Source organism: Winogradskyella eckloniae (assembly GCF_013249045.1).
Lineage (GTDB): Bacteria > Bacteroidota > Bacteroidia > Flavobacteriales > Flavobacteriaceae > Winogradskyella > Winogradskyella eckloniae.
Window position 1 is genome coordinate 331,755 of the sequence record NZ_JABRWP010000004.1, and the last position, 21,409, is coordinate 353,163.

At 32.7% G+C, this 21,409-nt stretch carries 20 protein-coding genes and 1 pseudogene; 11 read left to right on the top strand and 10 right to left on the bottom strand.

Annotated features, from left to right (window positions below):
* Nucleotides 1–2 precede the first annotated feature (2 nt).
* The 6 genes from HNV08_RS09080 (at nucleotide 3) to HNV08_RS09105 (ending at nucleotide 6,338) form a co-directional block, all read left to right on the top strand.
* On the top strand, nucleotides 3–1,415 hold the full coding sequence (locus tag HNV08_RS09080; RefSeq protein ID WP_173280972.1) for a leucyl aminopeptidase family protein: 1,413 nt from the start codon (nucleotides 3–5) through the stop codon (nucleotides 1,413–1,415).
* Between the two features lie 115 nt (nucleotides 1,416–1,530).
* Nucleotides 1,531–2,730, top strand: coding sequence for an ATP-grasp domain-containing protein (locus HNV08_RS09085; RefSeq protein WP_173280974.1), 1,200 nt, complete (start codon nucleotides 1,531–1,533; stop codon nucleotides 2,728–2,730).
* Nucleotides 2,731–2,764: 34 nt separating this feature from the next.
* Entirely contained in the window at nucleotides 2,765–3,370 is a 606-nt protein-coding gene (locus HNV08_RS09090) for a hypothetical protein (protein ID WP_317170228.1), read from the top strand.
* 40 nt (nucleotides 3,371–3,410) lie between these two features.
* Entirely contained in the window at nucleotides 3,411–4,181 is a 771-nt protein-coding gene (locus tag HNV08_RS09095; protein ID WP_173280977.1) for an RDD family protein, read from the top strand.
* Nucleotides 4,182–4,267: 86 nt separating this feature from the next.
* Nucleotides 4,268–5,401 carry an MBL fold metallo-hydrolase gene (locus tag HNV08_RS09100; RefSeq protein WP_241697201.1) on the top strand — a complete coding sequence of 378 codons (1,134 nt, stop codon included), beginning with the start codon at nucleotides 4,268–4,270 and terminating at the stop codon, nucleotides 5,399–5,401.
* Complete coding sequence (locus tag HNV08_RS09105; RefSeq protein WP_241697202.1) at nucleotides 5,370–6,338, top strand: helix-turn-helix domain-containing protein; 969 nt, start codon at nucleotides 5,370–5,372, stop codon at nucleotides 6,336–6,338. The genes HNV08_RS09100 and HNV08_RS09105 overlap by 32 nt, the downstream gene beginning before the upstream one ends.
* Nucleotides 6,339–6,358: 20 nt before the next feature.
* On the opposite strand, the gene HNV08_RS09110 is transcribed toward HNV08_RS09105, so the two are convergent.
* The 9 genes and pseudogenes from HNV08_RS09110 to HNV08_RS09150 form a co-directional block, all read right to left on the bottom strand.
* Nucleotides 6,359–6,943, bottom strand: coding sequence for a hypothetical protein (locus HNV08_RS09110; protein WP_173280979.1), 585 nt, complete (start codon nucleotides 6,941–6,943; stop codon nucleotides 6,359–6,361).
* A 149-nt stretch (nucleotides 6,944–7,092) separates the two neighbouring features.
* Entirely contained in the window at nucleotides 7,093–7,896 is an 804-nt protein-coding gene (locus HNV08_RS09115) for a hypothetical protein (protein ID WP_173280980.1), read from the bottom strand.
* Between the two features lie 158 nt (nucleotides 7,897–8,054).
* Nucleotides 8,055–8,744, bottom strand: coding sequence for a hypothetical protein (locus tag HNV08_RS09120; protein WP_173280982.1), 690 nt, complete (start codon nucleotides 8,742–8,744; stop codon nucleotides 8,055–8,057).
* A 107-nt stretch (nucleotides 8,745–8,851) separates the two neighbouring features.
* Nucleotides 8,852–10,054, bottom strand: coding sequence for a hypothetical protein (locus HNV08_RS09125; RefSeq protein WP_173280983.1), 1,203 nt, complete (start codon nucleotides 10,052–10,054; stop codon nucleotides 8,852–8,854).
* Nucleotides 10,055–10,059: 5 nt separating this feature from the next.
* On the bottom strand, nucleotides 10,060–10,878 hold the full coding sequence (locus HNV08_RS09130) for a type 1 glutamine amidotransferase (protein ID WP_173280985.1): 819 nt from the start codon (nucleotides 10,876–10,878) through the stop codon (nucleotides 10,060–10,062).
* A gap of 18 nt (nucleotides 10,879–10,896) precedes the next feature.
* Nucleotides 10,897–11,991 carry a carboxylate-amine ligase gene (locus HNV08_RS09135; RefSeq protein ID WP_173280987.1) on the bottom strand — a complete coding sequence of 365 codons (1,095 nt, stop codon included), beginning with the start codon at nucleotides 11,989–11,991 and terminating at the stop codon, nucleotides 10,897–10,899.
* Nucleotides 11,992–12,142: 151 nt separating this feature from the next.
* Nucleotides 12,143–12,586 (bottom strand): DUF4332 domain-containing protein, encoded by a 444-nt coding sequence (locus HNV08_RS16450; RefSeq protein ID WP_394353398.1) that lies wholly within the window; start codon nucleotides 12,584–12,586, stop codon nucleotides 12,143–12,145.
* Nucleotides 12,581–13,531 (bottom strand): annotated as a pseudogene (locus HNV08_RS16455) (ATP-grasp domain-containing protein); the annotation flags it as partial. The pseudogene HNV08_RS16455 and the gene HNV08_RS16450, both read right to left, overlap by 6 nt.
* Before the next feature lie 42 nt (nucleotides 13,532–13,573).
* On the bottom strand, nucleotides 13,574–14,278 hold the full coding sequence (locus HNV08_RS09150; protein WP_173280989.1) for an esterase family protein: 705 nt from the start codon (nucleotides 14,276–14,278) through the stop codon (nucleotides 13,574–13,576).
* A 372-nt stretch (nucleotides 14,279–14,650) separates the two neighbouring features.
* Between HNV08_RS09150 and fumC the strand changes: the two genes are divergently transcribed.
* The 3 genes from fumC (at nucleotide 14,651) to hutI (ending at nucleotide 18,814) form a co-directional block, all read left to right on the top strand.
* Nucleotides 14,651–16,048, top strand: coding sequence for a class II fumarate hydratase (gene fumC / locus HNV08_RS09155; protein ID WP_173280991.1), 1,398 nt, complete (start codon nucleotides 14,651–14,653; stop codon nucleotides 16,046–16,048).
* A 33-nt stretch (nucleotides 16,049–16,081) separates the two neighbouring features.
* Nucleotides 16,082–17,476, top strand: coding sequence for a T9SS type A sorting domain-containing protein (locus tag HNV08_RS09160; RefSeq protein WP_173280993.1), 1,395 nt, complete (start codon nucleotides 16,082–16,084; stop codon nucleotides 17,474–17,476).
* Between the two features lie 96 nt (nucleotides 17,477–17,572).
* Nucleotides 17,573–18,814, top strand: coding sequence for an imidazolonepropionase (hutI, locus tag HNV08_RS09165; RefSeq protein ID WP_173280995.1), 1,242 nt, complete (start codon nucleotides 17,573–17,575; stop codon nucleotides 18,812–18,814).
* A gap of 58 nt (nucleotides 18,815–18,872) precedes the next feature.
* Here the strand turns inward: hutI and HNV08_RS09170 are convergent, their stop codons facing one another.
* The gene (locus HNV08_RS09170; protein ID WP_173280997.1) at nucleotides 18,873–19,760 is read right to left on the bottom strand and encodes a chromosome partitioning protein ParA; all 888 of its coding nucleotides are present in this window, start codon (nucleotides 19,758–19,760) and stop codon (nucleotides 18,873–18,875) included.
* A gap of 105 nt (nucleotides 19,761–19,865) precedes the next feature.
* On the opposite strand from HNV08_RS09170, the gene HNV08_RS09175 reads away from it, so the two are divergent.
* Entirely contained in the window at nucleotides 19,866–20,894 is a 1,029-nt protein-coding gene (locus HNV08_RS09175) for a formimidoylglutamase (RefSeq protein WP_173280999.1), read from the top strand.
* A complete protein-coding gene (locus HNV08_RS09180) occupies nucleotides 20,875–21,339 on the top strand; it encodes a GNAT family N-acetyltransferase (RefSeq protein ID WP_173281000.1) in 465 nt (154 codons plus the stop codon). The genes HNV08_RS09175 and HNV08_RS09180 overlap by 20 nt, the downstream gene beginning before the upstream one ends.
* The last annotated feature ends 70 nt before the right edge of the window (nucleotides 21,340–21,409 follow it).

Below are 21,409 nucleotides of genomic sequence, written 5' to 3' on the forward strand. Positions count from 1 at the left end.
TTATGACATATACACATTCTAAAACACTAGATACTTCAACCGATTTTATTCTACCTTGCAAAAAGGACGATTTAAAATCTATAGCACATCTATTACCTATAAAACAACCAGATTTTGATGGCAGTTTTGCTACATACCTTCAACTTTATGGGAAAGATGGTAATAGAATTTATCTCATAGGATTAGGTGAAGAAAAGCATAACGCACAACTTGAAAATGCATTTCATAAATTAGCCTTTGATACGCAAAAATATTGGGATAAGTCAATACAAGTATATGCAGAGGAACTCACCGAAGCTAACGTTAGAAAAGCTGTTATTGGCCTAGAAATGGCACAATATCAAATTGGCGCTTTTAAATCTGAAAAAGAAAAAAGCAAAAAAACCTCAGTTGCCATAGTCACTTCAAAATCCATCAAGAGTGTTATAGAAGAAGGTAATTTTACTGGCCAAACAATAAATAAAATTAAAGCTTTGGTTGATGCGCCACCAAATATAAAAACACCTGAGTATTTAGGTAAATGGGCAGAAAAATCTTCAAAAAAAGCCAATTACAAATGCACAGTTTTAAAACACAAAGAACTGAAAAAACAAGGTTTTGAAGCGGTTTTATCTGTAGGCAAAGGCAGTGTAAACAAACCGGTTGTAATTATTAATGAGTATTATGGCAACACCAGTAAAAAAGTGGATATTGCTTTAGTCGGTAAAGGTATTACCTTTGATTCTGGAGGGTTATCTATAAAACCGTCGACCAATTTACATTACATGAAAAGTGATATGGGTGGCGCTGCCGTTGTTTTAGGTGTAATAGAATTAATCGCCAAGTTAAAACTTAATATTAATGTTGTTGGTATTGTGTGTTCGGCTGAGAATGCGGTAGATGCAGAAAGCTACAGACCTGGTGATGTTATAGACTCCTACTCTGGTAAAACCATCGAAATTATTGATACAGATGCTGAAGGCCGATTAGTGTTAGCAGATGGATTAAGCTATGCGGTACAACAGATTAAACCCGAATATTTAATCGATTTGGCGACGCTAACTGGTAGTGTTGTTAGAACTTTAGGCTATGAAGCTGCTGGTATGTTTACACACAATGTAGACATGGCCAATACCATGTCTCAAATAGGATACAATGTACACGAGCGCGTATGGCAATTACCAATGTTTGAAGAATACAAAAGTGATTTACATAGCGATGTTGCAGATTTAAGAAACTTTAGTGGAAAACCTTTAACAGGTGCTACCAATGCCGCTCAGTTTTTAGAAGCGTTTACCGAAGATCATAATAATTGGATGCATTTAGATATTGCAGGTGTTTCTTTTGGGAGTTCGCCCTATGCAAAAATGAAAAGCGCCTCTGGTTATGGTATTCAATTAATCACCGAATTTATTAAGACTAAACTCACGTCATAACTTGCTTAGTTAAAATAACTTAATATCTTTATGGTAACATAAGCGATAAAAACATAACCCATCAAGGTCTCATTTTATACCATATAAAAACACCCTTGAATTTAACCACCAAACCATGTCTAAAACACCATTAAACTTTCTTTGTATATCTACTTATTTTAAAGGCGAAGATTTCTTGAAGAGCGTAAAAGCAGAAGGCAATAACGTTTACTTACTAACGAAGAGTAAACTAAACCAAGAACCTTGGCCATGGGAATCTATTGAAGATACCTTTTATATTGAAGAATGGAATTATGACAACGTGGTTAAAGGCATCGCCTATAAATTTAGAACTATAAAATTCGATCGTTTTGTAGCACTAGACGATTTTGATGTCGAAAAGGTAGCTCTACTGAGAGAACATTTTAGAATGCCAGGTATGGGTAGAACTACTGCGCATTATTTTAGAGATAAACTAGCTATGCGTGTTAAAGCTAAAGAAGAAGGTGTTAATGTTCCAGAATTTACAGACTTATTTAATAACGACGCTATTAATGAATATGCAGATCGTGTGAGTCCACCATGGTTAATTAAACCTAGAATGGAAGCTTCAGCAACAGGTATAAAAAAAATACATTCTAAAGAACAATTATGGCACATTGTAAATGAACTTGGTGATGAACGCGATAATTATTTGATCGAAAAATTTGCGCCAGGTGATGTGTATCATGTTGATGGATTAAACGTTGATGGAAAAGTCGCTTTTGCAAGAGTCAGCAAATATTTAGACACACCTTTTGAAGTCGCTCATGGTGGCGGAATTTTTAGATCTGCTAGTTCTGAAATAGGATCTAAAGTTGAAAAAGGATTACAAAACATGAATGCTCAAGTGATGAAAGCCTTCGGTATGCAATTTGGCGCATCACACACAGAGTTTATACAATCTAAAGCCACTGGAGAATTGTTCTTCTTAGAAACATCCTCTAGAGTTGGTGGTGCTAATTTAGCCGAAATGGTAGAATATGCATCAGGCGTTAATCTTTGGGGCGAATGGGCAAAAATAGAATCGGCTAATCTTCTAAAAAAGAAATACAAATTACCAAAAATCAACAATAAATATGCAGGCATCGTTGTGTCATTAAGTCGATTTGAGCATCCAGACACCTCTAGTTTTACAGACAAAGAAATTGTATGGCGCATGGATAAAGCTTGGCATATTGGTTTAATCGTTGTTTCAGATTCTAGTGAGCGCGTCTTAGAATTATTAGATCAATACACAGATCGCATAGGTAAAGAATTTCATGCTAGTTTACCTGCACCAGATAAATCTGAATAATTGTTTATTTAATTCATATATTAATTTGAAGTTAGTGCTTATTACCATTGGAGTCATTCTACTACTCATCATTCTATTTGTAGTTTACAGATGGATTGCGTTTAGAAGAAAACGACGACAAACAGACCTATTGAGATTTAATAGAATTAAGCCACTATACGATAAACTCATCAATGGTTTAGAGGTGAATCGTGCTGAAGTCTTAAACCTTGCTAAAGACAATAAAACAAGAGAATTAACGTATCAAATTTTAGAAGAACACCATAAGCTAGATCTTTTTCCTGAAGCCTATTTTACCATAATTAGTGCCGCAGAAAGTCATTTAGTCAATTGGCTAGAATTTCCAACAGAATTAGACAAAATACCTGATGAGATTGAACATCTTGAAGAAGTTACTATAGATTTTGACGGAAACAATGTCCTTTACCATGTGTTTAAATACAAAACCTACGAACCACATTGGGCTGCAGATAACGGCTGGATGCTAGGTGTTGTTGGGCCATATTTTAAGGATAGTAAGCCCTATGATTTTGCTAATGCAACATTTAGTCGTTGTAGCAGTAAGCTTGGAGAGGTAACACCAAAAGATGAAGCCGAATGGGTACATAAAAATATCGCCTTAAGACGACCAAAACAATAGTTACTTAGTTGTAAATCAGTAGCAAAATAATGTAAATATCATGCAAAACAATCAAGACTATCAACATACGGATTTTCAGCTTTCAAGTCGAAAAAGAAGAATTGCTGCCTTTTTAGTAGATCATTTTGTAATGACATTTTTAATCGTTTCCATAACTTTTTTAGCATTAGGACCAGATTATTTAAATGAACCTGATTTCTCTAAAATCACAGCAATAATGCTAACAACCTTTTTAATAGGTTTTGCTATTTATTTTGGGAAGGATTCTATTAATGGAATTAGTATTGGTAAGTGGATTTTTGGTATTATGGTTAGAGATGAAGACAATCCAGAAATTGTACCATCCATTGGTAAATTGTTTTTCAGGAATATATTTTTAATAATTGGGCCTGTAGAATTTATAATGCTTGCCTCAAGTAATGAAAAAAAGCGTTTAGGTGATAAAATTGCTAAAACTATTGTTGTAAAAAATCCTAATACACCAAGTAAAACACTTCGAATTCTCGCCTTAGTTGGTGCTGGTTTAGTGTTTATAACGTTTATGATCCTATTTGTTGGTGCGGCCATGAAAAATTCAGATGCCTATCAAGTTGCTGTAAAAAACATAGAACAGAACGAACGTATAATTGAAGATACTGGTGGTATAACGGGTTATGGTATGATGCCATCAGGTAGTATAAATATTACTAACGGTTTTGGAGAAGCACAACTATCCATTACAGTTTTAGGGAATAAAAAAGATGTGAAGGTTGGTGTGTACTTAACCAAACAACCCAATGACGACTGGCAATTAATTGAAATGAATCAATAAATTCAGAAAAAAGTATTCAACTATATGTAATTAGAATACATTTAATAGCCCATAACTTCTGTAATTTTGCTTTAGAATTTGATAAAATGATTAAAAAAATTTTAAAACGAATAATGATTACAACCCTTATTATAATTGCATTGTTGGTAGTGACCTATATGGCTTTTACCAGCTTCTACCCTAGTTTTGGTGGCAACGTTTCTAAAGAAAAAAAAGCAGTATATGCGACATCTCAACAATTTAAAGATGGAAAATTCAACAATACCAATCCCGTCCCAAAAAACTTAAGTTTTTCAGAAACGATGGCATTAGCCTATACTTTTTTTACCACAAAAGTGCCAAATGGTAGACCTAAAGAAGATTTAAAAGCCACAAAAATAGATTCTACCAGTATTGTAAATTATAAAGGAGAAGCACGAATGATTTGGTTTGGCCATTCGTCATTTTTATTACAAATAAACGGTAAAATCATTTTATTAGATCCTATGTTTGGTAAAGTTGCTGCACCATTAGACATTTTAGGTGGCAATAGATTCAATGCTGAATTTCCTATAGAAATAGAAAAACTACCACAAATTGATGCTGTTATTTTTTCGCACGATCATTACGATCATTTAGACTATAAAACCATTTTAAAAATAAAAGATAAAACCAATCACTTTTTTGTACCATTAGGTATCAGTGCGCATCTTGAAGCTTGGAACATCCCAACCCATAAAATCACAGAGTTAGATTGGTGGCAAGACACTCAATTTGAAGGCCTTAATTTAATCTGTACACCTGCGCAACATTTTTCTGGTAGAAAACTTAATAACGGACAAAGCACCTTATGGTCGTCTTGGATAATAGAATCCTCAACAGAAAATATATTTTTTAGTGGCGACAGTGGCTATGCCAGTCATTTTAAAGCTATAGGTGACGCTTATGGTCCTTTTGATTTAGCCTTAATGGAATGTGGACAATACAATGAAAAATGGTCTGATATACATATGATGCCAGAAGAAACAGCACAAGCAGGTATAGATGTCAAAGCAAAAAAAATAATGCCAATACATTGGGCAGGATTTAAGTTAGCATTGCACGAATGGACAGATCCAATTAATCGCGTAATGACTAAAGCAAAAACCCTTAACTTAGAGGTCATTACACCAACCATTGGACAACAAATTTTGGTCAAAGATTCAATTAATGATTATTCCCAATGGTGGAAAAACTTATAATATTGACTTAATAAACGCAATAATGAAAGCCATAGTTACCATAAATAGTATCGCTGAAGTACATAACTATTTTGGATTAAAAAAACCAAAACATCCATTAATTACCATACTAAGAGTGGCTGATGGCTTAAAACATATTGAGGTTGAAAACTTTAAATATGCCTTAAATTTATATCATATTAGTTTAAAGGACAACTGCGAATACACCATATCTAAATACGGAAGAAACTCCTACGATTACCAAGAAGGCTCCATGGTATTTGTGGCACCAAACCAAATACTTGAGTTTGAGCGTCAATCAATTAACACAGAAGACACAGGCTGGAGCATTATGTTTCATCCCGATTTAATAAGAAAATCAGAATTAGGTAAACGTATAGATACCTATTCCTTTTTTGAATATGCATCTAATGAAGCATTACACCTCTCTGAAGATGAACGCCAAACGATTACTGAAATTTCCCAAAAAATAGAAAAAGAATTTAGTAGCAACATTGATGCGCATAGTCAAACCTTAATAATTTCAAATTTAGAACTCTTATTAAATTATTGTGTGCGCTATTACGACAGACAATTCTTTACCAGGACAAATTTAAACCAAGATATAGCTAGCCAATTTGAAACCATTATCAAAGACTATTACCATTCGAATAAGCAGGCAGAATTAGGCATTCCTACCGTAAATTATTTTGGTAAAGCGATGCATATGTCTCCAAAATATTTAAGCGATTTATTAAAAAAGGAAACAGGCCAAAGTACCCAAAGTCATATTCATAATTACATTATCAATATGGCCAAAACGAGATTACTAAATTCTACAGAAAGTGCAAGTGAAATTGCCTATAGTTTAGGGTTTGAATACCCACAGTATTTTAGTAAAATATTTAAAAAGAAAACCACAATGAGTCCTCATGCGTATAGGCAAAGTCTTAATTAATAATTTACTATCTAAACATTTTATTCTTGTATATTTTTAATTACAGTGCTTAACTCAGTTGGATTATATTCAAAGGTTCCTTTACCACTCGGACAACAGTTCGCATCATCTTCTGACCACGCAAAATATTCTCCAATTATAGTTTTCCCAAGACCTTTATAATGAATATATATTTTGTAAACATCTTGAATATCAATTTTTGCCAATTCGTTTTTAATACCACTTTCAATAGTTGAAGTGATATTCTTATTTGTTAAAAATTGACCATCGTTTGAATAGACTAACATTCCAAAATCCGAACCTGTCCCATTACCTCCAACACAATTTTCAGCAGGAAAATAAAAAAGTCCATCTTTAATGCCATCAGAATTAAAATCAGATTCACTAGACTGAATTTCCTGCAATCCAAAATATGCTTTCGGATTTTCTTCTTGCCATTTTTGCCAATCATTATCTTCTCTACAAGGGTTTCCAACATCTCCATTTGCTATTAGTTCTGCTTTCCACTTTTTAATTTCAGTTTTAAATTCAGCTGTATTTTGTTGTGAAGAACAAACACAAGTTATTAGGCCAATTGCAATAAATGGTAATATGTATTTTTTCATAAAATTTGTTAGATTGAGTAAAATGGTTTAATGTTTAATTAATGATTTAAAGATCTAAGTTAATAAACAATAACGGAACAAAAAAATCATCAAGAATTTCGAAATTAAACGACAACTAGTAATTAATTATACAATACTGTATATCATTTTTATTTTGACTTTGACTTGTTTTCTATATAATTTAACCAAGAATTAAAAATCTTTATTCTTTCTGAACCACTAAAATCGTCATCCTCAACATATAAATTATATGATTGGCCAGCACTACGTATCATATCTTTTCCCCAATATGTATTTCCCAAAAACAAAAATTTGTCATCGAGTAAAATTCCATAAAATGAAGGCATAAATGTGTATTTATGAAGAGTTATATTACACTTGCTTGTTCTGTTTTGCTTTTCATAATTTTTTTTAAATAGTTCTATATCATTTTCAGTTGCTTGTGCTTGAATTAAAAACTTCTGTTTAAAACTCTCGTCGATAAATTCTAAGCTATCATAAGCATCTGTGTCCAACATTGATAGTGATATATTAAATTCAACATTTTTATCTTGCAATAAATATTCTTCCATTAAATTTTTAATATAGCTCCAATGGAATCTTAATGATATTCCAATAATTTTAATATTCAATACTTTATCATCATGTAGTCGCTTTTTAAATATTTTTAAAAATTCCCCAGAATCAATTAAATCTCCCCATTTATTATAAAAGGGTAACGTTTTTTTGGGTTCATTAATTTTTTTATAAATATCAAAAAAGATTCTCAATATTATTATACCTAATGTAATAGCTACAGGCCACAAGCTTACATTTTTAAAATCCTCTGACACCCAATTATCAGGAATATATTGTACACTTGTGATGTATATAAATAGGACATAAGCAGTTGGTATTTTAGATTTGTCTAAAAACTTCTCTATTCTTTCGTAAATGGTTAGTTTCGTTTGCATATCGTTTTTTTTAAATTTAGGTAACGGTCTAGTGTATGATTTCGTTAAGCGTTTAAGCACTAAAGTTAGCAAAAATATCACAGACAGAAAGTCCTAGAGGACTTTCGAAAGTAAACTATAAATAGCAATGAATTATACACATTGTTGTCTGTAATTTTCTAATTCCTGTTTCTAAAATCAGTATATAAAAATCCATTATCAGATAAAATCAGCTTATTATATTCTGTATTACTTTTTTTATCTAGAAAGGTCAAATTAATATTTACGGAACATTTATATTTTCTTAAATCTGTTATTAATGAACGTTCCAATTTTCCATTGTTGTCTACAATTTCATAATAGCCAACAGGTATAATAAATTCTATTGAATCGAAGCAGTAGCTTAAATTGATTTCAAAATTTTCTGAATCAAATTCCCAAAGATTCCCAGCAGAAACATCTTCACTTAAAATCGAATTACATATTTTGATATCAACTTCAGAAACTTGAGATGAATCTGAAGCCGATTCAATTCTTACAATTTGTGTTAAGCAAATGTCATTATCATTAATATTCCATTCTTTAATTTGAGAATTACCTCTTTTTTCGCTGAACACGTTATTATTAATCCAATCAGAAATTTCTTTTTCTTCTAAGCTGCTAAATTCAATAAATTGACTTTTAGCATATTTTAAAATACTTTTAGAAACATCACTTTCTTTTACTTTGTTAAATTTTACAATTGCATCAGATGGACTTTCGCAGTTATTTGATTTTGAACCTACTATGGTCTTTTCTTTATCAACTTTACATCCAAAAATTATTAGAGAAACAATAAAAAATAATAACTTCAGAATAGCTTTACTCATAGTTTTGTTAAATTACAGACCACTAAAATACATAGTCAATCAAAAATAGTAAAATACCATTTTAAATCAACTGATCAGTCTTAAAACCAAAACTTTATTTTAAGCCTTTACTCTTCAAAAAAGCCTGTGCTACCTCCTACCCAAGTCTTGTCTTTATTATATTTAACACCAACCATTTCTCCTTTACTCAAACGCATTAAATTGCTTACAATCTCTGTCGTGTTCGTTTTAGAATTATGTAGCAACATCATTCTTATTTCGCATTTGGCAGGTTCATCCATAGTTTCTATTATAGGTGCATAAGTCACTTTTTCTTGTAGTAAGTAGTTAGATTTGTTGGTAATACTATCAATCATAGCTTTGGTAACATGGATCTCCACACCTGCTCCTGCAAAAGAATACAACGGTTTTAATACGTAATTTTCTAAGTCTGCTGGTAGTGCTTTTAGTTGATCTAGATAATACGATTTTGGGACGTAATCGCCTTTTAATAACGGCATGGTATATTTACTGATTCTATAAAACCAATTGGGATGACCAATCCATTCTACATCAACCTCATCTTGAAAACTAAATTCTGTTTTTAAATCGGTTCTTTGGTGTAACTCATCAAAAATAATTCTGTTGTAAATTTTTAAAACGTCAACGTCATTATTATTCTCATCTTTATAAAACAGTTTTTTGCCTTTCTTTTTTAAGTCTGTAATACAGAGCACTTTGATACCTATGGCGTCGGCTGTAGCGAAAAAATCTATCGCAGTAGCTTGTTGTTGTGGTTCTATTTCTAATAAAATAATATGTTTAGGATCCGTATCGCCTACAATTTCTTGTTTTAATAAGGCTAAATAATCCGCAGAGGTCATTCCGTTTAAATGCTGAGAATAACCACTAGGCATCACAGCACCAAAATGTTCTGTATACTTTCGTCCTAACAATTCTTGAAAATAATATAACGACGGAAAGCCTTGTAGCTCTATAAGTTTTGGCGCAATCGCTCCATTTTTATCCTTACAAATACCAAAGTCTAATTGAATAAATTTAGAACACTCATCCTCATTTGGTACGATGGTACTGGCATCAAAAAAAGCACCATCGGTTAAGGCTTTAAAATTGGGTTGCTCAATGACAGACATAATATCATGACACGCCTCTACTAATTGGTCTTTTAACGCTTTGGGTATAAACACAGGAGTTTCAGAAACCTTAAACGGCACCTTATAATGGTGTGTTTGGTTGATATCATCTATAAAATCTTGATACTTTTGTTCTGAAAAATTAGAATTATATGCGTCTCTAAATGGCTTTATCATTATTATTACGACATTAAAGGTTCCTTTATTTTTAGTATTGCATTCTCAATAAACTTTGGTAAAATGGTATTGTATGTAAGTTCTATTTTCTCCGGATCGTCAATTCTATCCATCATTTGATTGTATTTTTTTTCGCCAAAACTAGAAATCACTTTCGTTTTATTTTCTTCTTGTTTAAAATAGGCTTCCATACTTACAGGTTCGGCTTCGGGATGAAATTGCGTCCCAACAAATTCATCTGAAAAACGTACCGCCATAATAGCTCGCTCTAACTCTACATGTGTTCTTATTTTTTCTAAACTTAAAATGGTGGCACCATGTTTTTTAAACACTGTTAATTTAGGCTGAATAAGTTGCCAATCTCTAGAATCTACCGCATAAAACGGGTCGTTTAATCCTTTAAATATTAAATCGTTATGTCCTTTTTTGGTTTGATGCACTCTTAAAATCCCAAAGGATGTACTACGTCTTGGTTTTAATTCACCAAGCTGAAAATAATCGCATATAACTTGGAAGGAGTAACATATAAAAAAAACAGATTTCTTTTGAAGGTTCGAGGATTTATTATGATCCCAAAGCTTTTGCATTAATGCCAAATACGGTTTACGCCATTCGCCTTGGTCTAACGGACTACCAGGTCCACCACTAGAAATATAAATATCAAAAGAAGTATCCGGAATTTCTTGCTTTGCTCTTATGTTAAAAATCTGGAAATCAATGTCTGCATTAAATGTGCTTACAATTTCGGTTATACAACGCAACCCTTGATTGGGCTCGTCATTATTCATATCTAAAATTGCTAATTTTAATTTATTTGGTATCATGTGTAATACGTCGGTAATTTATAAACCCAAAATAGTTTGTTCTGTGATGTAATCCACTACTTTAGTAAGGTCGTTGGTTTGCTTAAAAATTTCTAATTGGCGGTCTGCACCTGTTCCATTTTTAATCATTTCATGTATATATTCAATCTCTTTTCGAGAGCCTAGATCATCTACAACATCATCAATAAAATCTAACAACTCTAGCATTAATAATTTGGTATCGACTTCTGCTTCTTTACCAAAATCAATCATTTTTCCATCAATTCCATAACGGCTTGCACGCCATTTGTTTTCGTTAATTAGCGCTCTATGGTAATTCATAAAATTAAGATTATGTGTTCTTAAATCATATAATTTTGCCACCAAGGCTTGTATAATGGCTGTTATACAAATGGTTTCATTTACGGTTAATGGAATATCACATATTCTAACTTCTAATGTTGGAAAAAATGGATGCACGCGAATATCCCACCAAATCTTTTTAGGATTGTCTATACATTTAGTTTTCACTAACAAATTCACATAGTTTTCATAATGCGCATAATTTTCAAACACACCTGGAATTCCTGTTCTTGGGAATTTATCAAACACCTTAGATCTAAACGATTTAAAGCCTGTATTTCTTCCTTCCCAAAAAGGCGAATTTGTAGACAATGCGTACAAATGTGGTAAAAAATAGCGCATGGCATTTACCAAATGTATCGCCATTTCTTTATCTGCCATTCCTACATGGACGTGTAATCCAAAAATTAAGTTAGAACGTGCAGTGTCTTGTAACTCCGTAATAATTTCATCATAACGTGGATTTGGCGTAATGAGTTGGTGTTCCCATTTAGAAAAAGGGTGTGTGCCAGCTGCACCAATTTTAAAACCTAAATCATTGGCTATATTAGAAATAGATTTACGTAAATGAGAAATTTGTTGTCTCGCATCTGTTATGTCTTCACATATATTGGTACCAACTTCTACCACAGCCTGATGCATTTCTGCTTTTACCTGGTCATTTAAGACTTTGGCGGCTTCTGTAACAATTTGTTGGTCGTGAGAAATTAATTCTCTAGAATGCGGATCTATAATTTGATACTCTTCTTCAATGCCTAAAGTAAATTTCATAATAAGGAGTTACGGGTTAGTTAGTAAACAAAATAGAGTTATGACAAAATGAGCGCAGCCTAAAACAGAAATACAATTTACAGCTTACGGTCGCGCTCAATATGATAGTTCTAATACGCCTTTATATGGCTTAAAACCTATTGTGATTTAGCTATTTTGCTTTGCCACCATTTAATTCATCTTGCCATTTTTTTAGCGCATCCCATTTTCCGTCAGCAGCTAGTTTTGCCTGTTTTGGCCAAGTATCAGTGACATGGTTCCCTCTAACCTCTGCTATTATTTTACTAATTGCATCAGATTTTGTTTTAGCCAATTTAGCAAAAGTGGTTATACCTGCTGTTGCTAATGTGGTTGCTATTTTAGGACCAATACCTTCTATTTTCTTTAAGTCATCTGCTACCACTTTTTTAACCGCTGCCTTTTTTGTTACTGTCTTTTTAGCAACTTTTTTAGAAGTGGTCTTTTTTGGTGTCACCTTTTTAGCATCTACCTTTTTCTCTGCGACCTTTTTTGGTGTTCCTTTTTTTGGTGTTGCTTTTTTAACTGGTGCTTTCTTTTTTGCTGCTTTTTTTACAGCCTTTTTTGGCGCTTCCATTTGATCTTTCACAAAGGTTCCCCAAGTTAAATTCATTTGACCTTTTTTGTATTGCTTTGCTTTTGCAATCGCTAAATTCGCTGCATTTTCTACAATCCAATCAAAATTTTCTTGACCTACAGAATGCACATCAGCATCTGGTGCAGGATTACAAAAATCAATTGCATACGGTATACCATCTCTTACCGCAAATTCTACCGTATTAAAGTCATATCCTAAAGCCTTATTAAGCTTAATACAATAAGATTCTATTAAATCTAATAATTTCTTATCTACAGGAGGTCCATCAATAACATACCTTAAGTGGTGTGGATTTCTTGGTTCATATTGCATAATATGAATTTGATCCGTACCAAGCGCATAACATCTAAAATACTCCGTAAAATTTATTTCTTCTTGAAGCATCATTACCAAATTCTCAGTTTCGCCATGCTTAGCCCATAAGTCTTCAGGGTTTTCTACACGGTAAACACTTTTCCAACCACCACCATCATGCGGTTTCATATATGCAGGAAAACCTATAGTGTTAAACATCTTTTCCCAATCAAAAGGAAATTTCATGTTTCTAAACGAATTTTCATCAGTGTCTGGTGGACGATGTGATGAAGGTAAAATAAAGGTTTTTGGAACAGGCACTCCAATAGATTCCGCTAAGGCATTATTGAAGAATTTTTCGTCTGCACTCCACCAAAACGGATTATTAATAACAGCCGTTCCTGTAATCGCAGCATTTTTTAAATAGGCTCTATAAAAAGGAACATCTTGAGATATTCTATCTATAATTACAGCATACTCATCGGATTTTGCTTGCTCTACTGTATCAATAGACACGGCTTCTGCCATCATATCCTTAATGCCTTGTTCTTTTATTTTTTCGTTAACTCTATCAATAAATGCCCAAGGGAAGGTATTTTCTTGACCGAATAAAATTCCTATTTTTCTCATATTAATAATGGATTAGTTGGTTTAATTAATTTGTAAGTAAGTTTATAGTTTTGATAAATAATGTGGAAACATTCTATTCCATAAAGGCCAATCATGTTCTGCCCATTTATGCTCGTCATACCAGAAAGGTATGTTTTTTTCTGTTAATATACTAGCAAGTCTTTTATTTGCATCCAAACAAATATCCCATTCGCCTACACCAAGTACAATTTTCATATTCCATAAATCGGGATGATTAGCACCAGGTAAAAAATCTACTGGGTTGTTATAATACACATTATCGTCATAGTAACCATCTACGAAAGATTTTATATCAAAAGAACCACTCATGCTAAACATATGGCTCACGCGCTCTGGATGTCTAAAGGCAAAATTTGCCGCTTGGTAACCTCCAAAACTAGGACCAGCAACCGCTAATTTACTCAAGCCTTTCTCATAACAGATTTTATTAACGAGTTCATTCATAATAAACTCATCATACCAATTATGATTTTTAGCACGATCTGCAGGATGAATACCTTTATTGTACCAACTTAATTCATTAATACTATCCGGACAATAAATTTGAACTAGACCTTGTTCTACAAACCATCTTATTGATTCTACAAGTTGCATATCTCTACATTCATTATGCTTTCCCATTGTAGTGGGAAACAAAATTATTGGATAACCAGCATGCCCAAAGACAAGCATTTCAATATCCTTACTTAAGGTTGGTGAATACCATTTAAAGTGTTCTTCTTTCAATTGATTAATTTTTAGTTAGTTATTGTACGTTTTAGGTGCGCAAAACTACACTATTTTCATGAATAAATTAATGTATTTCAACTGAATACTAAACAGTTAGCTCCAATTATATTCATTACCAATTTAACAATTATTAGTTTAAGTTAATATTATTATTTCAACACTAATCCTGATTGCATTTTTTTAATGATTACTCAGTTTTACTCTTTAATATTTATCATATTCTTAAAATTTAAAAAATGGCATTTTTATAAAAAAAAGCTAAAAAACTTATTAACTTTTTTAATAAATACCTGTTCACATAAAACCTTGTATACCTTGTTAATAAAGTTACAAAATCTTTAATTTTGTATAGCATTAAATAAAACTAATATGAAGTATAGAATTGAAAAAGATACGATGGGTGAGGTTAAAGTACCTGCCGACAAACTTTGGGGAGCACAAACAGAACGTTCTCGTAATAATTTTAAAATAGGCGCTTCTGCATCAATGCCATTAGAAATTGTTTATGGTTTTGCATATTTAAAGAAAGCTGCCGCATATACAAATTGCGAATTAAACGTGTTATCAACTGAAAAGCGCGATTTAATTGCAAAAGTATGTGACGAAATATTAGATGGACAACACGACGATCAATTTCCATTAGTTGTTTGGCAAACCGGATCTGGTACACAAAGTAACATGAATGTTAATGAAGTTGTAGCCAATAGAGCACACCAAATAGCAGGTAAAGTTATTGGAGAGGGCGAAAAAACCATTCAACCTAATGACGATGTTAATAAATCTCAATCTTCAAACGATACATTCCCAACCGGAATGCATATTGCAGCCTACAAAAAAGTAGTAGAAACTACCATTCCTGGTGTTATTCAATTACGTAATACCTTACACAAAAAATCTATTGAATTTAAAGAAGTTGTAAAAATTGGACGTACCCATTTAATGGATGCAACGCCTTTAACGTTAGGCCAAGAATTTTCGGGCTATGTCTCTCAATTAGATCACGGACTAAAAGCCTTAGAAGCAACCCTTGCACATTTAAGCGAATTGGCATTAGGTGGTACTGCTGTAGGAACAGGACTCAATACACCTGAAGGTTATGATGTTTTAGTTGCAAAATACATTGCTGAGTTTACCAATTTACCATTTGTAACCGCAGAAAATAAATTTGAAGCTTTAGCAGCACATGATGCTATTGTAGAAACGCATGGTGCATTAAAAATGTTAGCCGTTTCTTTAAATAAAATTGCTAATGATATCAGAATGATGGCTTCTGGACCGCGTTCTGGAATTGGAGAAATTATTATTCCTGCAAATGAACCAGGAAGTTCTATAATGCCAGGAAAAGTAAACCCAACACAATGTGAAGCCTTAACTATGGTTTGTGCTCAGGTTTTAGGTAACGATGTTGCTATTTCTGTTGGTGGTACACAAGGTCATTATGAGTTAAACGTATTTAAACCAATGATGGCAGCCAACATTTTACAATCTGCGCAACTTATAGGTGATGCCTGTGTAAGTTTTGAAGAACACTGTGCTAGTGGTATAGAACCAAATCATAAGGTTATTAAAGAATTATTAAATAACTCCCTTATGTTAGTAACAGCTTTAAACACCAAAATTGGGTATTACAAAGCTGCAGAAATCGCAAATACAGCTCATAAAAACGGAACTACCTTAAAAGAAGAAGCTGTAAATCTTGGCTACGTATCTGCAGAAGATTATGACGAATGGGTAAAACCAGAAAACATGGTAGGCAGTCTTAAATAATAACATTTAATCAACCTTTAAATACTATAAAAGATGAAACACAAAATACTCTTTGCATTGGCTTTGTTAAGTTCTTTTGCTTACGCACAAACTACATTTTTACCAAAAGTGACCATTAATGGAACTACTGGTGATGCGCCATATGCAATAAATTCTGGATTAATTGATGGCGACTCTTTTATAGATATTGTTATTGGAACCAACTTAGGAAATACCATAGAATGGTATAAAAATAATGGAGATAATACGTTTACCTTACAACCCTTAGTCACTACAGGACTAAATGGAATTGTAGAAGTAAAACTTGTAGATCTTAATAATGATAGTTATTTAGACATTTTAGCCACTGGTTATAATAATGATAGTTTTGCTTGGTATCCAAATGATGGCGCTGGGAATTTCCTAACGGAAAATATTATTTCTAACACTATTATAGGTGCTTCCGGAATGGCCGTTGGTGATATTAATAACGATACACATCTTGATATTGCCATATCAGCTTATAGTAACGATGAAGTGGTTTGGTTCTCTAATGATGGTACAGGGACGTTTACTCTAGAAACAAATAAAATAGATAACACTTTAAATGCACCTGGCGCTGTAAAACTAAAAGATATAGATAATGATGGCGATTTAGACGCTGTTGTTGGTACAGCTGCTTACAGTGGTGATGTAATCGAAATCTTCAGAAATGATTTAATTCCTGGCGGAACGGTTTCATTTATTAAAGATGCGACTTCTGTGACTACGGGTAAAGTAGGTATATTTAATTTAGAATTTGAAGACATTGATGGTGATAGCAATCTTGATTTATTAGTTTCTGAAGTATCTTATGGTGGAGGTCCTGCCGGAAATTTATATTGGTTAGAAGATAATGGAAGCGGTTTTACAGAGACGGCTTTTACAACATCTATTAACAATCCGGCTTTAGCACAATTTAAAGATTTAGATAATGATGGCTTAAAGGATATCATCTTAAGTAGTGGAAAATCAAATGCAGGTAATGATCTTGTATGGTTTAAAAATAATGGTGCAGGTATTTTTGCAGCCGAAGAAGTTATTGACGCTACTCAGAGCCAAGCCTTTGTTCATGCTATTGAAGATTTTGATGCTGATGGCGATTTAGATATTGCGATTTGTGCATACAATGAAGATGATTTAAATTATTTTGAAAATCAAAAGGTTGTGCTTAGTATTCCTATTTCGGAATTAGAAACAGTTTCAATATATCCTAATCCTACAAGAGATCTATTAAATTTTGAAGGTTTTGATGCCACTATAAAAGTTTCTGTAATAGATGCTTTAGGTAAGGAAATACTTAGTAAAACCTTAATGATTGGAGAACCTATAGATGTCTCTCAATGTGATGCAGGTGTTTACTCCATTATCCTTAATGATAAATTTTCAACAAAGTTTATAAAACATTAAAATATCATTAAATAATTTATGAAAACGCTAGTAAATACCTACTAGCGTTTTTTTTTGTTCAAAAATTTAACAATCTTTACAAAAACACCAATCTCTATGTCTATACTAATATTAAATATTAAACAACTCCTTCAAGTCCACGAAACAAATGTAACACTTCTCAAAGGAGAAGAAATGAAAACCCTTACTGTACTTGAAAATGCCTACGTTTATTTAGAACATGATACCATTATTGAGTATGGAGAAATGGAAGATTATAGAACTATTGAAGCCGATACCATAATTGATGCTACAGGTAAAATTGTTTTGCCTTCTTGGTGCGATTCACACACACATATTGTGTATGCCGGAAATAGAACTTCAGAATTTGTTGATAGAATAAACGGTTTATCATATGCTGAAATAGCAAATAAAGGAGGTGGCATATTAAATTCCGCAAAAGTCTTGCAAGACACCTCTGAAGATGACTTGTACGACCAATCTATAGCACGATTAAACGAACTTATTGCCATGGGCACTGGAGCAATAGAAATAAAAACAGGCTATGGCTTAACTTTAGAGGCAGAACTAAAAATGCTACGCGTTATTAAGCGTATAAAGCAAGAAAGTTTAGCTGTTATCACACCAACATTATTAGCAGCACATGCTATTCCAGAAGACTATAAAACAAAGAAAGAAGCGTATATTAAGTATATTACAGAACAGTTAATACCAGAAGCCGCAGCCTCTAATATTACACATTATATCGATGTGTTTTGTGAAGAAGGTTATTTTGATATTAAGGATACCGAAACCATATTAAAAGCAGGCCAAGCACATAACTTAAGACCAAAAATACATGTGAATCAATTTAATATTTTGGGCGGCATTGCACTTGGTGTAAAATACAATGCGCTGTCTGTAGACCATTTAGAAGAGCTAAACGAAAATGACATCAAAGCACTAAAAGGTAGTGATACTATCGCTGTAGCTTTACCTGGTTGTTCTTACTTTCTAGGTATTTCATATACCAAAGCACGAAACATAATAGATGCAGGTTTACCTCTAGCCATTGCAACAGATTACAATCCTGGTTCAGCACCAAGTGGTAACATGAACTTTATTGTTGGCGCAGCATGTGTAAAATTAAAATTGACACCAGAAGAAGCTATTAATGCTGCGACCGTAAATGGCGCTTATGCCATGGGTATAAGTAATATGTACGGAAGTATTACGCGTGGTAAAAAAGCGAATCTTTTAATCACTAAGCCAATGGAGCATTATAGTGAAATACCATATGCTTTTGCACACAATCCTATTGAACAAGTTATAATTAATGGTCAGTTGTTAGAAGCATAAAAAAAATCCAGAAGTCAACTTCTGGATTTTTTTTATAAATATTTAAGATTACGCTATTCTATTTCAAAGTAAACTCTGAAGACGAAATTAATGCCTTATCATTAAATACATTTATTTTATAACGACCAGCTTCAAACTTAGAGTCTTCAGATGGAGAAACGTATTCACAGATGTTTAAATTTCTGTTTTCATAATTAAATCTACTAATTAAGCTAAAGTTTAAAACTTGATCTTCAAACTGTACTTGGTCATTTGCACCTAAAACATTGTTCATTGGGTCAATTACTTGTACATATAATTCTTTATCACCAGCTTCTGTTAACGTATTTTTAGCCACAGTAAAGCATACTTTTATTTTATCACTTCGTCGTGCTCGCTCCATAGGTACTTGTTTACCACTTGCTCTTTCTAAAACACCCATACCAACTAATCCAACCGTTTGTAATGCTGCCGCATCCTTAACAACCGTAGCCAATTGTGTGTTTTGCACTAAAAGCGAATCTGTAAACATTGTACGCTCTGCTAATTGTACTTGTGTACTATCTAAAGAGGTTGCTAAATATTGGTTTTCTACTTTTAAACGATCGTTTTCCGTTAATAAAATTTCCATTTCCTCCTCTAATGCTTGATACTTCTTTTTGTATCTCCATAAGCTGTTTACACTATTCTGAGAAATTTTAAGTGAATCCATTAAGCCTTGGATACGCTCTCTAGCAGCAATTAAATCTTGATTTTTCACTTCGCTTTCTGCAATCGCTTCATCATAATCTTTAGCTAGATTATTTAAATCATTCATCACTTGTTGCTTTTCGCTAACTAATAATTTTTCATTTTCCTGCTTTTCATTATACAACTTAGATGTATAAAATGCAGTTACTAAGAATAATACGGCTAAAATACCTAACCCTACCTTTAATCCTCTACTCGATTTTTGTGAATCATTCATAAATTGTGTCTTTTTAGTATTGTTAATTGTTGTTTTTAAATTTTAATTTGAGATAAAAGTCATAAATAAATATGTATTTTTAATTTATTATTTAATATTTTTTTAATGAATCATTTTATTTTATTTTCTGAAAAAGAAAAACAAGAACTTTTAAAGAAACGTAAAAGTGAATCAAAATTTGGTGAACATATTCAGTTAATCTCTAACCTCACTAACATATACGATGATATTGTTAATTTGGACGTTGACTATGTGTTATTTGGAATAAAAGAAGACATTGGTGTTTATGGAAACTACGGAAAAACAGGCACTTACAAGGCTTGGGATGCAACATTAAAAATTTTGTTAAATATGCAGAGTAATCACTTTACGACTGCAAAACGCGTGCTAGTACTTGGACATTTAGAGTATCCTGAAGCTCAAGACACTTTACTGCATTTAGACAACTCAAAAAAGAAAGAACTTCATAAAATCAGACGATTTGTTGAAACTATAGATAAAGATGTAACGCATGTCGTGTCGTCTATAGTTAAAGCTGGTAAAACACCTATTATTATTGGTGGTGGACATAACAATGCTTACGGCAATATCAAAGGAACTGCCTTAGCGAAAAACGACACCATAAATGTGGTAAACTTTGACGCACACTCAGACTTTAGAGCCGAAGAAGGTAGACATAGTGGCAATGGGTTTAGTTATGCTTATGCCGAAGGATTTCTTAAAAACTATTTCATTTTTGGACTTCATGAAAACTACACGTCTGATGCCTTATTAAAGAAAATAAAAAAAGTAAAGTCCATAAAATATAATACTTACGAAGCTATAGAAGTACGTAACGAAGTAGACTTTAAACCCGAAATAAAAGCGGCATTAGATCATGTTTCCAATAAATCATTCGGAATTGAAATAGATTGTGATGCCATAGAAAATATACCAAGTAGTGCAAAAACACCAAGTGGTTTTAGTGCAAAACAAGCTAGGCAATTTGTACATTATTTTGGTAAACATAGCGAAGCGACTTATCTGCATATCTGTGAAGCTGCGCCACGCAAAAAGTCAATCACTAACGTAGGAAAACTTATTTCTTATTTAATAACGGATTTTATTAAGGCTAATGGGAATAAAAATAATTGACTTTAATACAAAGTATACGCAACAGTTCTACGATTTGAATATTGAATGGTTAAGAACCTTCTTTTATGTTGAAGATTATGACGAAGAAGTTTTAAGTAAACCTAATCAATACATCATTGATAAAGGTGGATTTATATTTTTTGCTGTAAAAGCAGAACACATAGTAGGCACTGTAGCGTTGATGCCTACGGCAACATCTGGAATATTAGAATTAACTAAAATGGCGGTTTTACCAAATGAACGTGGTCAAAAGATCGGCCAACAATTATTGCAGCATTGTATTGATTTTGGTAAAACACAACAATTTAATAGCCTTATTCTCTACTCTAGCCGAAAGTTAGAAAATGCTATTTATTTATACCGCAAATATGGTTTTAAAGAAATTCCTGTTGAAGCACAGTCGCCTTATGAACGCTGTGATATTAAGATGATACTAAACTTATAACTAGTATATTTCAGTCAGCAAACCAAACCTTTTTATTGTGATGAACTAAAAAAGACTTGCTAGTTTAAAA